Origin of the sequence: Nocardia sp. NBC_01499 (assembly GCF_045040275.1) — a bacterium.
Classification (GTDB): domain Bacteria; phylum Actinomycetota; class Actinomycetes; order Mycobacteriales; family Mycobacteriaceae; genus Nocardia.
Genome location: NZ_CP109426.1, coordinates 4,787,665 through 4,803,232, shown reverse-complemented (window position 1 = coordinate 4,803,232; position 15,568 = coordinate 4,787,665). Strand labels below are relative to the sequence as shown.

Annotated in this window: 12 protein-coding genes; 8 read left to right on the top strand and 4 right to left on the bottom strand. The window is 66.8% G+C overall.

What is annotated here, in order from left to right; all coding sequences use genetic code 11:
- Positions 1-70: 70 nt before the first annotated feature.
- Both OG203_RS21875 and OG203_RS21870 read left to right on the top strand, forming a co-directional pair.
- The gene (locus tag OG203_RS21875) at positions 71-463 is read left to right on the top strand and encodes a sterol carrier family protein (RefSeq protein WP_405167944.1); all 393 of its coding nucleotides are present in this window, start codon (positions 71-73) and stop codon (positions 461-463) included.
- Positions 464-623: 160 nt separating this feature from the next.
- Complete coding sequence (locus OG203_RS21870) at positions 624-2,651, top strand: ATP-binding protein (protein ID WP_405167467.1); 2,028 nt, start codon at positions 624-626, stop codon at positions 2,649-2,651.
- A 3-nt stretch (positions 2,652-2,654) separates the two neighbouring features.
- Here OG203_RS21870 and OG203_RS21865 read toward each other — a convergent pair whose 3' ends face one another.
- Positions 2,655-3,923, bottom strand: a complete 1,269-nt coding sequence (locus OG203_RS21865; protein WP_405167943.1) for a YhgE/Pip domain-containing protein — start codon at positions 3,921-3,923, stop codon at positions 2,655-2,657.
- A gap of 233 nt (positions 3,924-4,156) precedes the next feature.
- On the opposite strand from OG203_RS21865, the gene purF reads away from it, so the two are divergent.
- From purF to purM, 6 genes are all read left to right on the top strand, one after another.
- Positions 4,157-5,737 carry an amidophosphoribosyltransferase gene (purF, locus tag OG203_RS21860; RefSeq protein WP_405167466.1) on the top strand — a complete coding sequence of 527 codons (1,581 nt, stop codon included), beginning with the start codon at positions 4,157-4,159 and terminating at the stop codon, positions 5,735-5,737.
- Positions 5,738-6,232: 495 nt separating this feature from the next.
- A complete protein-coding gene (locus tag OG203_RS21855) occupies positions 6,233-7,849 on the top strand; it encodes an ABC transporter substrate-binding protein (protein ID WP_405167465.1) in 1,617 nt (538 codons plus the stop codon).
- 122 nt (positions 7,850-7,971) lie between these two features.
- A complete protein-coding gene (locus OG203_RS21850) occupies positions 7,972-8,982 on the top strand; it encodes an ABC transporter permease (RefSeq protein WP_405167942.1) in 1,011 nt (336 codons plus the stop codon).
- 92 nt (positions 8,983-9,074) lie between these two features.
- The gene (locus tag OG203_RS21845; RefSeq protein ID WP_405167941.1) at positions 9,075-10,043 is read left to right on the top strand and encodes an ABC transporter permease; all 969 of its coding nucleotides are present in this window, start codon (positions 9,075-9,077) and stop codon (positions 10,041-10,043) included.
- On the top strand, positions 10,040-11,731 hold the full coding sequence (locus tag OG203_RS21840) for an ABC transporter ATP-binding protein (protein ID WP_405167464.1): 1,692 nt from the start codon (positions 10,040-10,042) through the stop codon (positions 11,729-11,731). The genes OG203_RS21845 and OG203_RS21840 overlap by 4 nt, the downstream gene beginning before the upstream one ends.
- Before the next feature lie 223 nt (positions 11,732-11,954).
- Positions 11,955-13,031, top strand: a complete 1,077-nt coding sequence (purM, locus tag OG203_RS21835; RefSeq protein ID WP_405167463.1) for a phosphoribosylformylglycinamidine cyclo-ligase — start codon at positions 11,955-11,957, stop codon at positions 13,029-13,031.
- A 345-nt stretch (positions 13,032-13,376) separates the two neighbouring features.
- On the opposite strand, the gene OG203_RS21830 is transcribed toward purM, so the two are convergent.
- The 3 genes from OG203_RS21830 to OG203_RS21820 form a co-directional block, all read right to left on the bottom strand.
- Entirely contained in the window at positions 13,377-13,583 is a 207-nt protein-coding gene (locus OG203_RS21830; protein ID WP_357379521.1) for a DUF3073 domain-containing protein, read from the bottom strand.
- A gap of 176 nt (positions 13,584-13,759) precedes the next feature.
- Positions 13,760-14,713, bottom strand: a complete 954-nt coding sequence (locus OG203_RS21825) for an asparaginase (protein ID WP_405167462.1) — start codon at positions 14,711-14,713, stop codon at positions 13,760-13,762.
- The gene (locus OG203_RS21820; RefSeq protein WP_405167461.1) at positions 14,710-15,444 is read right to left on the bottom strand and encodes an MOSC domain-containing protein; all 735 of its coding nucleotides are present in this window, start codon (positions 15,442-15,444) and stop codon (positions 14,710-14,712) included. Before OG203_RS21820 ends, OG203_RS21825 begins: the two co-directional genes overlap by 4 nt.
- Between the last annotated feature and the right edge of the window lie 124 nt (positions 15,445-15,568).

Sequence of the window (15,568 nt, the reverse complement as noted above, 5' to 3'; positions counted from 1 at the left end):
GATCGGAGTTGTCGGCCGAACGCGCGGCGGCGTGCGTCAAGGCCTGCCCGAAGCCGGTAACCTCGGCCAGGTGGCGCGACAATCGGTGAGTCCGGCCGAGCTGCGGTCGGCGGTGGATGCGGTGAGTGAGTGGCTGCGCGACGGGTCGGTGGACGCGCCGGCGCGCACCGAACTCGCGGCGGCGGTGCGCACGACCGCGCGCACCCTCGCGGCCTCGGCCCCCGGGCATTCGGTGGAGGTACGGGTGCCCCCGTTCGTCGCGGTGCAGTGCATCGAGGGTCCGCGGCACACCAGAGGCACCCCGCCCAACGTCGTCGAAACCGATCCGCGCACCTGGCTGCTGCTGGCCACCGGCCTGCTCGACTTCGCGAGCGCACTCGACTCCGGCGCCCTCACCGCCTCCGGCAGCCGCGCCGCCGAAGTCGCGCACTGGCTCCCGATCGCGCGCCCGGCCGAAGACTGAGCCGGCGCCCGCCCGATCGCGTGGCGGTTGCCGAAATCGAAACCGGAACCGGACCGTCCGTTATGAAGCGGAGGTCAGCTGTTCAGACGGCGGACAACCGGGGGGACGAGGATGGGTCTCGAGCGGATTTTCGGCTACCGCTCGAGCCTTGGGGGCCGACATGGACGATATCGACGGACAGCACAAGTACACGATGCGGATCAGTCGACTCACCATCGACAAACTCGGTATCCGCCTCTACGACCGCGTATCCGCGGTCCTCGCCGAACTGATCGCCAACTCCTACGACGCCGACGCCACCACGGTGGAGGTGACGCTGCCCTGGGGCGTGATGCTGGCGGGCACCTTGCACGCGGCCGAACACGAACCGTATCGAATTGTGGTGCGGGACAACGGCCATGGCATGACAGCAGCCGAGATCAACGAACACTACCTTCGGGTCGGTTCGGATCGCCGGATGCGGGTCGGCTCCGACCTGTCCCGGCGGCTGGAGCGACCGGTCATGGGGCGCAAGGGCATCGGCAAACTCGCGCCGTTCGGGATCTGCCGCACCATCGAGGTGATCTCGGTGGGCGGCGCGGACAGCGAGCGCACACCGGCGGGCTGGCCGGTGGCGAACATCGTGATGAGCCTCGACGACATGGTGTCCGACACCGAACGCGACTACCACCCACGGCCCGGTCCGCGCGACGGCACCTTCGGCACCGTGCGCGGTACCACCGTGATCCTGCGCGACTTCCTGCGCAAGCGAGTCGGCACCGGCCCCGAACTCAGCCGCCAGCTCGCCGCCCGGTTCGGGCTCGAGCGCAGCGACTGGCAGGTGCAGGTGCACAACAGCATCGCCGAACGCGGTGTGCCGCAACGGTTCGTGCTGCGCGATCTGCCCATCGAACTGCTTGCCGAGACCAGGATCGAGGTGGCCAAGCGCCCGGTCCGGTTCGGCGACAGCTTCCTGCCGGTCACCGGCTGGGCCGCCTACTCCAAGCAGCCCTATCGGGACGACGCGATGGCGGGCGTGCGGATCTACGCGCGCGGCAAACTGGTCGCGCAGACCCGCGACTTCGGCATCACCGAAGGCTTCACCGGGGAATACAAGCTGCGCTCCTACCTGGTCGGCGCGGTGCATGTGGACTGGCTCGACGACGAGGAGGATCTGGTCCGCTCCGACCGTCAGGACATCATGTGGAATTCCGAACGCGGCGAGGCGCTTTCGGTATGGGGACGCAACCTGGTTCGCGAACTCGGCAGGCTCGGTGAGCATTCGGTGAAGCGCAGGGTGTGGGAGGAATTCGTGGCGAAGTCCGGTATCCATGCGACCCTGCAGGCGATCGCGCCGCAGGACCGGATGTTCCGCAAGTCGGTGATGGACGCGGCACGAATCCTGGTGAACAACAAGGACCGTGCCGCGCTGGAGGACAAGGCCCACATCGACAGCATTGTGCGGCTTGCCCTTTCGCTCGGCCCGCAGCGCAGCCTGCTCGAGACGCTGAAAGAGGTCGCCGAGGACACCGACAATCAGCTCGATGTGGTTGTCGCGCTGTTCGAAACGGCCAGGGTCGCCGAGGTCTACTCGCTCGGCCAGATCGCCTCCGAACGCGTCGCGGTGGTGCACCGGCTGCAGACCCTGATCGATGACCGGCACTCGCTGGAGCGACCGTTCCAGGAGCTGATCGAGCGGGCACCGTGGCTGCTCGCGCCGGAGTGGACCCCGCTCGGCATGAACGAATCGCTGAAGCGGGTTCGGGCCAGCTTCGAGCGGTGGTACCGGCAGAAGTTCGGCGCCACCCTGCTCACCACCGCGATCGGCAGCGAGAAGCGCGAACCGGATTTCGTGCTGCTGCACGACGCGGGAGAGTTGTGGATCGTCGAGATCAAGCGGATGGACTATCACCTCACCGACGAGGAGTACAACCGCGCGATCAACTATCTGTACTCGCTCGACACCTTCCTGAACGAAAACCCGCGCATCGGTGAGCAATTCCCGCGGCGCAGGCTCACCTTCATCGTTGATCACGTCGACCGGCTGCGCCCGACCTCGCTGTCCTCGTTGGCCAGCGACCGCCGCGTCGACCGGCGCACCTGGCGCGAGCTGCTCGACGCCACCCTGCGCGCGCACCGCGACTTCCTCGATCGCGTCTACGCCATGCGCGTCGGCGAACAGTCGGAGGCCGAAGTCAGCACCGGGTGAGCATCAGGCCGCGACGCGGTTGCCGCGGTGCAGGCCCTTGCGGTCGTAGAAGCGGGTGATGATCGCGCCGAAGGCCAGGCCGATCGCGAGGCCGAGCACGGCCATCCAGACGCCGCGGCTGAGACCGGCCTCGAAGCTGGCGTCGAAGTAGAGGATGGCGCGGATGCCGAGGAACACCTGGTGCATCGGTTCGAAGGAGGCCAGCCAGCCGAAGTACTGCGGGGTTGCCTCGATCGGGACGGTGCCGCCGGAGGAGGGCAGGCCGAGAATGATGAACAGGATCAGGTTCACCAGCAGGCCCGCGGAGCCGATGGCGGCGAGGCTGGACAGGCCGGTGACGCCGACGGCGATGATGGCGAGCGCGCTGTAGAGGAACAGGGCAAGCGGATGATCGATCGGCATATCCAGGATCTTGCCGACGATCAGGAAGACCGCCGAGACGATATTCGCGGTCACCACCAGCACACCCCACTTGATCAGCAGGGTGCGGAAGCGGGAGATCGGCGTCGGCGGGTAATGCACGAACCACGGCCCGTATTCGGTCGGGATGAAGCCGAGTTGGGCGTCGATCATCGTGTGGATCACCATCGCGCCGACCACACCGGCGAGCAGCAACAGCAGCGCGTAGAAGAACGCGCTCAGTCCTTGCCCGGTGCCATCGGGCAGCGGGTGATACTGCTGGACAACGACTTTCACCGGATCGGCGAGCGCGACCCGGGCCGCGCCGGACAGCTCGGGTGCGGGCGGCGCGCCGGGTTGCGGTTTCAGCTGCTCGGTCACCTGATCGGTGAGCTGCTTGCCGACCTGCTTGTTCACCTCGGTCAGCGCCTGATTACCGACCCTGAGCACGATCTGGGTGCCGAACGCGCCGGTGCGCGGATTGGTCTGCATGGTGATGATCGGGCGTTCCATGTCGCCGGGAATCACGCTGCCGACGCCGAGGATGCCGAGGCGCTTACTGAAATCGCCGGGTATGACGATCGTGCCGTAGACCTCGCCGGACTTCATCTGCTGCTCGGCCTCGCTGATGCTGATCACCCGCAGGTCGACCTTGTCCGACGGCACGCCCTTCGCCAGCGCGTCGGTGATCTGGTTACCGAAATTCACCTGCTGCTGACGATCCGCCGTTTTGATGACATCGCCCACATCTTGGTTCACCAGCGCGATGGGGAAATCGTGCAGATTCTTCTCCGGATCGACGACGTAATCCAGATACATGATGCCGAGCAGCGCCGTCAGCAGCGTGAGCACCGCGATCGGGAAAAGCACCATTCGAGCCCATGGCCTGCGCTGCGGCGACGTCGCGCCGGTGGTCGATCCCGCTCCGCTGCCTGAATCCGCGCTGTCGGTAGTCGTCACGGCTGGCACCGTAACAGCTGCCGACGCCGGAATACCGGCTCGTGCGCCGCGCCGATTGCTGCTCGTATGCGGTGGCGGTGATCGCGATCGAGGATTCACCCGTAGACTGAACCTTGCCCCCAGCCCGCCCGAACAGGGAGCAAACGGTGACCAAGGCCGAACTGCCGGTTGACGCTATTTCCGCCACCCCCGATCAGGTCGAGAACGAGCCGCGCGAAGAGTGCGGCGTGTTCGGAGTCTGGGCGCCGAGCGAGGACGTGGCGAAGCTCACGTACTACGGCTTGTACGCGCTGCAACACCGCGGGCAGGAGGCGGCGGGCATCGCGGTATCCGACGGTTCGCAGATCTTGGTCTTCAAGGATCTCGGTCTGGTCAGTCAGGTATTCGACGAACAGACCCTCGCGGCCATGCCGGGCCACATCGCGATCGGACACTGCCGCTACTCCACCACCGGCGGCGTGACCTGGGAAAATGCCCAGCCGATCTTCCGAACCACCTCGGTCGGTTCCGGACTTGCGTTGGGCCACAACGGCAATCTGGTCAATACTGCTGAATTGGCAAGCCGCGCAAGGGAACTCGGACTCATCGGCGCGACGGTGGCCAACGGCCGCCCGCAGCCGATCGCCGCGACCTCCGACTCCGATGTGATGACCGCGCTGCTTGCGCACGCCTCCGCCGACTCCAGCATCGAGCAGGCGGCGATGAAGCTGCTTCCGACGCTGCAGGGCGCGTTCTGCCTGACCTTCATGGACGAGCACACGCTCTACGCCGCCCGTGATCCGCACGGTGTCCGCCCGCTGTGCCTCGGCAGGCTGGACCGTGGCTGGGTTGTTGCCAGCGAAACCGCCGCACTCGACATCGTCGGCGCCGCGTTCGTCCGCGAGATCGAGCCGGGCGAACTGCTGGCGATCGACGCCGACGGTGTGCGTTCGATGCGCTTCGCCAATCCCGAGCCCAAGGGCTGTGTCTTCGAGTTCGTCTACCTGGCCAGGCCGGACAGCACCATCTCCGGCCGCTCGGTGCACGCGACCAGGGTCGAGATCGGGCGGCTGCTCGCCAAGGAGCATCCGGTCGACGCGGACCTGGTGATCCCGGTGCCCGAATCCGGCACCCCGGCCGCCGTCGGCTACGCGCAGGGATCCGGCGTGCCCTATGGCCAGGGCCTGATGAAGAACGCCTACGTCGGGCGCACCTTCATCCAGCCGAGCCAGACCATTCGCCAGCTCGGCATCCGACTCAAGCTCAACCCGCTGCGCGAGGTCATCCGAGGCAAGCGGCTCATCGTGGTCGACGATTCGATCGTGCGCGGCAACACCCAGCGCGCGCTGATCCGCATGCTGCGCGAGGCCGGTGCGCTGGAGATCCACGTCCGGATCGCGTCGCCGCCGGTGAAGTGGCCGTGCTTCTACGGCATCGACTTCGCCTCGCCCGCCGAGCTGATCGCCAACGGTTCCGGGGCCGAAGGCAGCTTCGACGAGATGGTGGAGGGCGTGCGCCGCTCGATCGGCGCCGACACCCTCGGCTACATCTCCACCGAGGGCATGATCGCCGCCACCGAGCAGCCGCGCTCGCGGCTGTGCTGCGCCTGCTTCGACGGCACCTATCCGATCGCGCTGCCGACCGAGGCTGCCATCGGCAAGAACGTGCTCGAGGGCATGCTCACCGGGCAGTCGGAGGCGCTGCTGTTGGGCGAGAACGCGAATGCGAGTGCGCTGAGCCGTCCTTGAGCCGCGCTTGTCCGACCCGCGCACCGCGCTGTCGACCCTTGGCGTTGGCGCCGTTCTTGATTGGGCCGTGATTCGTCGGCCGTGCGTCGAGTGCCGGTAACCGCGACACATCGCCGTCTCGATTTCGAGCGGATTCTTTTCATTGATGAACACCATCCATCGCGCTGAGTCGCGTCCGAAACACGCCCATGCGCACGGCGGGTCGGGTACGCGCGTCGCGGCTATCAATCGGTTTTTGTCCATTGGCGTGCCATGGCGTCCTCGCGACACGCCAGACGACGATCCGGTGCGTTCCTGGACATTCGTCCGGTGATCTGGCCCCTTCGGTGCACTATATGCAACGCGGGCTAACACCCCGGCAATTTTTTCTGTGAAAACGCAATGTGCCGGAAATGGTTCGTGGGTACGGTGCCCGTCAGATCGGAAGTTCATTGTGTCCGCACCTGTCCTGTGACCCAGGACAGCTCGGTGCGGCGCTCGAGAAGTGGGGCCCTGATGTTGGTTTCTAGAACACCTGGGGGCCGGACCCGGACGCGAACCATCGCGGCCGTCGGCCTGGCGACGCTGGTTGCGTCTGCCTTGGCCGGCTGCGGTTCCGGCCGGACCGGTGATGCTGGTGGCGGTGGTGGCTTGGTGGCCGGCACTACAGACAAAATCTTCTCGCTCGACCCGGCAGCCGCCTATGACAACGGCTCCCTGGTCGCGGAAACGCAGTTCTACCAGTACGTGCTGAATTCCGCACCCGGCGACACGGCGCCGAAGCCGGATGCCGCGGAGAAGTGCGATTTCACCTCCCCCACGGTGTACAGCTGCACCATGAAGGCTGGCCTGAAGTTCGCCAATGGCAATCCGTTGACGGCGAAGAGCGTCAAGTTCTCGTTCGACCGGATGCTCAAGATCAATGACCCGAACGGTCCCGCTTCGCTGCTCGGCAACCTCGAGAAGACCGATGCGCCGGATGACCGCACCGTCAACTTCACCCTGAAGGTCGCCAACGACCAGACCTTCCCCTCGATCCTGCCGACCCAGGCGGGTCCGATCGTCGACGAGAAGGTCTACGCGCCCGACAAGGTGATGGCCGACGAGGACGTGGTGAAGAACAAGGGCTACTCCGGCCCGTACACCATCGCGAGCTACGACAAGAACAAGCTGGTCGAGTACCAGGCGAACCCGGACTACAACGGCGTCCTCGGCACCCCGAAGACCAAGACGGTGTCGACGAAGTACTACGCGACCACCGACAACATGAAGCTCGACCTGCAGAACGGGTCGCTCGACGTCGGCTACCGGTCCTTCACGCCGACCGATATCGACTCGCTGCGTGGTGACAGCAAGGTCGCCGTGCACGAGGGCCCCGGTGGCGAACTGCGCTACATCGTGTTCAACCTGAACACCATGCCGGGCGGCACGCCGGAGCAGAAGCTGGCCGTGCGCAAGGCCGTCGCGTCCACCGTGGACCGCGCCGCACTGGCCGAGGGCGTCTACAAGGGCACCTACACGCCCGCGTATTCGTCTGTGCCGCAAGGTGTGCTGAGCGCGGTGGAGCCCTACAAGGACATCTACGGCGCGGGCCCGAGCAAGGACAAGGCGGCGAAGTTCCTCACCGACGCCGGTGTCGCGACGCCGGTCGAGCTGAACCTGCAGTACAACCCGGACCACTACGGTTCGAGCAGCTCCGAGGAATACGCGGCGATCAAGTCGCAGCTCGAGGCAAGCGGCCTGTTCCGGGTCAATCTGCAGTCCACCGAATGGGTGAGCTACCAGCGTGAACGCGCTCGCGACTCCTACCCGCTCTACCAACTGGGTTGGTTCCCGGACTTTCCGGATCCGGACAACTACCTGACCCCGTTCTTCGCGCCGAACAACTTCCTGCAGTCGCACTTCGAGAACCCGGGCATCACGGCACAGCTGCTCGCCGAGACCACGACCACCGACAAGGACAAGCGACTGCAGATCCTGCAGGGCGTGCAGCGTGACCTGGCGCAGAACTTCGTGCCGATGCTTCCGCTGTTGTCCGGCAAGCAGATCGCCGTCTCCGGCAAGAACGTGCAGGGCGTTGAACAGACACTTGACGCGTCCTTCAAGTTCCGTTACACGGTGCTGAGCAAGTGACATCTGGCGAAGCCGGGCCCGGGACGATAGCTGCTCCAGAAACGAAGCCAGCGCCGGCCCGGGCCCGGCGCTTCGGCGTGCCACAACGAAGGAAGGGCGGGAGCGACTCTCGCCAGCTCGCGTTGCTGCGCTACTTGGGCGTGCGACTGCTGCTGATCCCGGTGACCGCGTGGATTCTGGCCACCGTCGTGTTCTTCCTGATGCGGGTGGCCGGCGATCCGATCAGCGCGGCCATGGGTGGGCGAATGACCCAGGAGCAGATCGAGATTCGCAAAGCGGCGGCCGGGCTCAATCGCCCGATCCTGTCGCAGTACTGGGACTACATCTCCGGCCTGCTGCGCGGGGATTTCGGCACCTCGCAGGACAACCGGCAGATCAGCGATGTGATCACCACCTATGGTGCGGCATCGGCGGAGCTGATGTTCTGGGCGCTGCTCGTGGCGTTCATCGTCGGCATTCCGCTGGGCAGATACGCTGCGACGCACCGCGATTCGCTGTCCGACACCGGCCTGCGGTTGTTCGCGATCCTGGCCTACGCGGCACCGGTGTTCTTCGTCGGTCTGCTGCTCAAGCTGGTCTTCGCGGTGAAGCTCGGCTGGCTGCCGGTGGCGGGCCGGGCGAGCACCAATGTCGAACTGGCGCTGCAGCATGTGTCCCCGAAGACCAACGTCATGTTGATCGACGGGTTCCTCTACGGCGACACGGATTACATCATCGACGTGCTGAAACACGCTGTGCTGCCGGCGATCGCGCTTGGTCTGCTCACCGCGGGAATCTTCCTGCGGCTGGTGCGGATCAACCTGATCCAGACGCTGCGTTCGGACTACGTCGATGCCGCGCGGGCGCGTGGCCTCTCGCAACGGGTGGTCACCGGACGACACGCGTTCCGCAACGCGATGATTCCGATCGTCACCGTGATGGGCATGCAGATCGCCATGATGCTCGGCGGCGCGGTGCTCACCGAGACCACCTTCGAGTGGAAGGGCCTCGGTTATCAGCTCGCGCAGTACCTTTCGGCGCGTGACTTCGTCGCGGTGCAGGGCATTGTCGCGTTCATCGCGATCTTCGTCGCGGTGATGAGCTTCCTGGTGGATGCCCTTGTGGCACTGATTGATCCGAGGGTGAGGTTCTGATGACCGCACCGGAATTGTTGAACGAGCCCGTGATCGTGCCGCCGGTGCCGCCGTCGGTCCGGCGCGGCATACCCGGCCTTCGGTTGTTCTCGATGACCGCCGGATTGCAGCGCGCGACACTGATATTCGGTTTGGCACTGGTCGCGGTCTTCGCGCTCGCCGCGATCTTCGCACCGCTGATCGCGCCCTACGGTTTCGCGCAAAGCGCTGCCGACGGCGTCGATTTCGTGCGCCAGCAGGCACCGTCGGCGCAGCACTGGTTCGGTACCTCGGTGCGCGGCGAGGACGTGTTCTCCCGGGTGATCTGGGGTGCGCGCACCGCGCTGTTCGTCATCGTGATCTCGCTGGTGCTCTCGCTGTTCGTCGGTGTGCCGCTCGGACTGCTGTCCGGCTATCTCGGCCGCTGGTTCGACCGGGTGCTCGTGTTGTTCATGGACGCGATGTACGCCTTCCCGACGCTGTTGCTCGCGATCGTGGTGTCCATCGTGGTCGCGGGCGGGCGGTCGACCAGTCTCGGCGGCGTGCTGTCCGCGGCGGTGGCGATCACGGCGGTCTTTGTGCCGCAGTACTTCCGGGTGGTGCGCAACGCGACCGTCTCGGTGAAGAACGAGCCATACGTGGACGCCGCCAGGGTCACCGGTGCGTCCACCGGACGAATTCTGTTCCGGCACATCTTCGCCAACGTCACGCAGTCGCTGCCGGTGATTGTCACGCTCAACGGGTCCGAGGCCATCCTCACCCTCGCGGGGCTCGGCTTCCTCGGGTTCGGCATCGAGCCGACCCAGGCCGCCGAGTGGGGCTATGACCTGAACAAGGCGTTGTCCGATGTCTCCAACGGCATCTGGTGGACCGGTATCTTCCCCGGTTTCGCCATCGTGCTCGTTGTGCTCGGCATGACGCTGGTCGGGGAGAGCCTCAACGAGGTGCTCAACCCGGTGCTGCGTACCCGCCGCGCGGTCTCGGCCGCGCCGGGCGACGGGATCACCGTCGAGGGCGCCGACTCGAACGAAATCGACAGTGCCGACGTCGATCTGGTCAAGGACGGGAAGGAGACATCATGAGTAAGACATCAGCGGTTGCCGACGGTCGCCAACCGGCGCTGTCCATCGAATCCCTGTCGGTCACCTTCGCCACCGACGCCGGGCCGGTCTACGCGGTCACCGACGTCTCCTACGAGGTGTTCCCCGGCGAGGTGCTCGCCATCGTCGGGGAGTCCGGGTCGGGCAAGTCGGTCAGTTCGCGCACCGCGATGGGCCTGCTTCCGTTGACCGCGCGGGTGCGCGGTCTGGTCACCCTCGGCACCGAGGCCATCACCTCGATGAACGAGCGGCAGCTCACGGCGCTGCGCGGTGGCGCGATCTCGATGGTGTTCCAGGAGCCAGGCCTCGCGCTCGACCCGCTGTTCACCGTCGGCTTCCAGATCGGCGAGGCGCTGCGCGCGCATTCGCAGATGAGCAAGAAGGACGCGAAGGCGCGCGCGATCGAACTGCTGCGCATGGTCGGCCTGCCCGAGCCGGAGCATCGGGTGAACTACTACCCGCACCAGCTCTCCGGTGGGCAGAAGCAGCGCGTGGTGATCGCCATCGCCATCGCCTGCGAGCCGAAGGTGATCATCGCCGACGAGCCGACCACCGCACTCGATGTGACGGTGCAGGCGGAGATCCTCGAGCTGCTGCGTGATCTGCGCGACCGGATCGGCAGCGCCATCGTGTTGATCACACACAACATGGGCGTTGTCGCCGACCTGGCCGACCGCGTCGTGGTGATGCGCAACGGCAAGGTGGTCGAGCAGGCTCCGGTGGACGAGCTGTTCGCCAGTCCCAAGGAGGATTACACCAGGGCGTTGCTCGCGGCCGTGCCACACCTCGGCACCGAGCAACTGGCGCACGGTCCGGCCGAAGAGGTGGCCTCGACCGCCGAGCCGGTGCTCGAGGTGTGCGATCTGGTGGTGGAATTCCCCGGCTCGCTGGGCCGGCCGCCGTTCCGCGCGGTCGACGATGTGAATCTGCGCATCGGGCCCGGCGAAACCCTCGGCCTGGTCGGCGAGTCCGGCTCGGGCAAGTCGACTATCGGCCGCTGTGTCGCCGCGTTGCAACGCCCGACCTCGGGCCTGGTGAAGATCCGCGGGCAGGACATCGCCGGCATGTCCGGGCGCAAGCTGCGCCCGATCCGGCGGCGCTTCGGATTCGTGTTCCAGGACCCGGCCAGCTCGCTGAATCCGCGGCTCACCGTCGGCGAGTGCGTCGCCGAGCCGCTGCTCGTGCACAAGATGGGCAGCTCCGCGGAGATCAAGGCGCGGGTGCGCAAACTGCTCGACGATGTGCAACTGCCCGCTGGCACCGAGCGCCGGTATCCGCACGAGCTGTCGGGTGGTCAGCGCCAGCGCGCGAGCCTGGCCAGGGCCCTGGTCCTGGATCCGGATCTGCTCGTCGCCGACGAGCCGACCAGCGCGCTCGATGTCTCGGTGCAGGCGGCCGTGCTGGAGCTGTTCGGGCAGCTGCAGCGCGAATGCGGCTGGGCCTGCCTGTTCATCAGCCACGATCTCGCGGTGGTCGACCAGCTGGCCGACCGGATCGTGGTGCTGCGCAATGGCGCGGTCGTCGAGCAGGGCGATCGAGATCGCATCCTGCGCGCGCCGACCGAGCAGTACACGCAGCGTCTGGTGGCCGCGGTGCCGGTGCCAGACCCGGTGGAGCAGCGCCGACGCCGGGCGGAGACCGCGGCGTTGTTCGCGACTCAGGTCGGATGACGCGACAAGTGATTTCGTAAGTACGTGGGTAACTCGTCGGGTACGCCCAGAACTCGACGAGTTACCCAACTGGTAGCCCGGTTGTCAAGTCCCGCGGCACTTCACGACCGGCAAAAGGCGCGGAGAGGCGGGAAGGCGCCAATACCGGTGCAAGCTCGTTATCGGGTTCCGGTAGCGTGAGCAGGCATCTATCCGCCGATTCGGTTTGGAGCTCTCCCCGAAAATGACTGAACAGACCCCCAGTGGTGCTGCCTCTTACGCCGCGGCAGGCGTGGATATCGAGGCAGGTGACCGCGCAGTCGAGTTGTTCGGGCCATTGGCGAAGAAGGCGAGCCGCCCAGAGGTCCAGGGCGGCCTCGGTGGGTTCGCCGGGCTGTTCGCGCTGAAGGGCGGCTACCGCGAACCGCTACTGGCCGCGTCCACCGACGGGGTCGGCACCAAGATCGCGGTCGCGCAGGCGATGGACAAGCACGACACCGTCGGCCTCGACCTGGTCGCGATGGTCGTCGACGACCTCGTCGTGTGTGGTGCCGAGCCGCTGTTCCTGCAGGATTACATCGCCATCGGCAAGGTTGTCCCGGAGAAGGTCGCCGAGCTGGTCTCCGGCATCGCCGAGGGCTGTGTGCGGGCGGGCTGCGCGCTGCTCGGCGGCGAGACCGCCGAGCATCCCGGCCTGATGGACCCGGACGACTACGACCTGTCCGCGACCGGCGTCGGCGTGGTCGAGGCCGACGCGGTGCTCGGACCGGACCGGGTGCGTCCCGGTGACGTGGTGATCGCGATGGGCTCCTCCGGCCTGCACTCCAACGGCTACAGCCTGGCGCGCAAGGTGCTGCTCGATATCGACCGCATGTCGCTTACCGGGCACATCGAGGAGTTCGGCCGCACGCTCGGCGAGGAGCTGCTCGAGCCGACCCGGATCTACGCCAAGGACTGCCTCGCGCTGATCGCCGAGACCGATGTGCGCACCTTCGCGCACGTCACCGGCGGTGGACTGGCCGCCAACCTGGGTCGGGTGCTGCCCGCGGGCATGGTGGCCGAGCTGGATCGCGGCACGTGGAACCCGGCGCCGGTGTTCAAGATGATCGCGCAGCGCGGCCGGGTCGAGCGGGTCGAGATGGAGAAGACGTTCAACATGGGCGTCGGCATGGTCGCCATCGTCGCGCCCGAGGACGTGGACCGCGCGCTGGCGGTGCTCACCGCCAGGCACATCGAGTGCTGGACCCTCGGCACCGTGAAGAAGTCCAAGGATGCCGACGCCCTGCGTGCGGTCCTGGTCGGCGAGCACCCGCGGTTCTGAGCTAGTACAAACCTGACCCCAACGGCCCGAGTTTCGCTCAGGCCGTTCGTGGTCTGTCTCGCGTCCGGGTGGCCGCAGCGCATGCGACGAGGTCGCTGGTTGTGGCCGCTCGGAGAGCGAGGCCTACCCGTCGCCCGACCGCCACCTCGCATCGAATCGCGCACACCCGTCGGCCGCGAACACGCGCGGCAGGTCAGACGCGGTATCCGAACACAAACCAGCGTCCCGCATCGCTCAGATGCGGGACGCTGGTGTGTTGTAAGCCTTTTCGGCGTTATCCGTCAACGCGCGGCAACGCGAGAAAGAGGAGGCACGCTGACCTCCCCTTTCGAACGTTGCTCCGAGTCAGCGGCGCCAGTCGTCGTAGTCGTCCTCTTCAAATTGTGTTGAGGACTTGTCCGCGTCGTGCTCATCGGACAGCACACCACTCCGTTGGGAGTGGGGGCTTCCCGAAAGCTCGCGCTGAAGGCTCGCGAAATCGCTCGGCGGGCTGCTGTACTTCAGCTCGCGTGCGACTTTGGTCTGCTTTGCCTTAGCCCGGCCACGGCCCATGGCTGACCCCCTCGCGTCACTGCGGGGCGGCCTGGGGTTTGGTTGGCGGCCCCGTTCGAATTAATACTCTTCCTGACAGACACTTTAGCGTGTGTCCGGCCGTCCCGCTTCCAGGAGTGGGTGAACAGGCTCCGAAGTGGTTCCGTTTGCCCGGTTGTCGCCCTCGGTCCGGTCGGTCAGAGCACCCCGGGGATCGCCCGAATCACGCCGACGCGGGCGCCGCCGCCGAGCACCGCCGGGGCGGCGAGCGCGGTGTGCGCGTCGGTCCAGTCGACGCCGATTCGGCGCAAAATAGCCAGCGTCAGGGGGATTCGAGCCCGGTCGCTACCGTCCTCGATCTTGTACGCGAACGCCGTTCCGTCCGGCAGCGCACCCGCGTGCACACCGTCCGCGCCGATCTTGCAGACCAGTCCAGGGGTGGCCTGCATGGTCAGCAGATCGGGTGCGTTGGTGCCGGAAATCACTCGCGGATGGGCGCGGATGGCGTCGGCGACGCGTCGCTCCGGCGCGTCGGAATCGGCGGTCGCCATCGTCGCGAACACCCGGGCGAGGTTGACCAGCGACACCGGAATGATCGGCAGGCCACAGCCATCGATGCCGAGATCGGTCTCGGGCTCACCGGTCAGGTCGGCGACGGTCGCGATGATCGCCTGCTGCAGCGGATGCGCCTCGTCGAGATAGCCCTCGGTCGGCCAGCCGTTGATCGCGCAGGTGGCCAACATCGCGGCATGCTTGCCCGAACAGTTCATGTAGATGCGGCGAGGTTCGTGCGAACCCGAAAGCACGGCCGCGCGCGCCTTGTCGTCGACCGGCAGATCCGGCGGGCATTCGAGGGACTTCTCGTCGAAGCCGAAGCGGTCGAGCAGTCGGCGCACCAGGGCGACATGGTCGGGTTCGCCGTAGTGCGAGGCGGTCGTGATGGCCAGCTCGGCGTCGTCGAGCGGCTCGAACCCGTGGCGCAGCAAGGTGATCGCCTGCATGGGCTTGTTGGTCGAGCGGGGGAAGATCGGCAGATGCACCTCGCCGAGGGTGAGCGTCGGCTCGCCCGCCGGATCGAGGATGACGGCCGAGCCGCGGTGCACGCACTCGCGGAAGCCGGAGCGGACTACTTCGACCAGTTCCACACTCACAGTTGCGCTCCCATATCGAGTTCGGCGCCACGTCGGGTGGCCGGATGTGTTGGTTCGTCGGCTCGCTGCTGTGCCGCCCGGTTCGCGTTGGCATGCCTGCGGGCGTGGCGGTCGATCTGCCTGCGCGCGTCGTCGGAGAGGGTCGGCTCGGCGGCGAGCAGCCTGGACAGCAGGTCGGGGTCGTCGCCGGTGAACAGGTCGCGGACGGTGATGCCGTGATCAGGGACGTGCACCACCGACACCGGGTCGCCAACGCCGATCGTGCCCTCGGTCAGCACGCGCAGATATGCGCCGGTGTCGCCTTGCCTGGTGAATCGCTTGACCCACTGCGCCTCCCCGGCCCAGTGCTGAAAGGTGGCGCACGGCACCCGCGGCGCGCTCACCTCGAGCAGGGTGTCGCCGATGGCCCAGCGGGCGCCGAGCACCGAGTCGCTGACGTCGAGGCCGCTGATGCGCAGGTTCTCGCCGAACCAGCCGGCGGGCAACTCCCGATCCAGTTCGCGGCCCCAGCGTTGGGCGTCCTCGTCGGCGTAGGCGTAGACGGCCTGGTGCACGCCGCCGTGGTTCGTGGTGTCGCACACGTGATCCCCGTCGAGACCGAGCGCGCGCACCGGTACCCGGCCCGGCATCGGGCGCTTGTCGATCGCGGTGGTGCCGACCCGGCCCGGCACGTCGCGCTCGGCGTGCACTACACACACGGCCAATACCTGGCCGGAATCATCGGTTCGCATCGGAGTCACTCCTCTCCTGGGGTAGTCGGGCAGCGGCGAGAGCCGGAAATCGGGTGCCTGTCTCGATCGGCTGTTGCCCAGCGCTCGGCCCGGGGCTTGTGCCCCTTGGGTATTCGATGGTCAT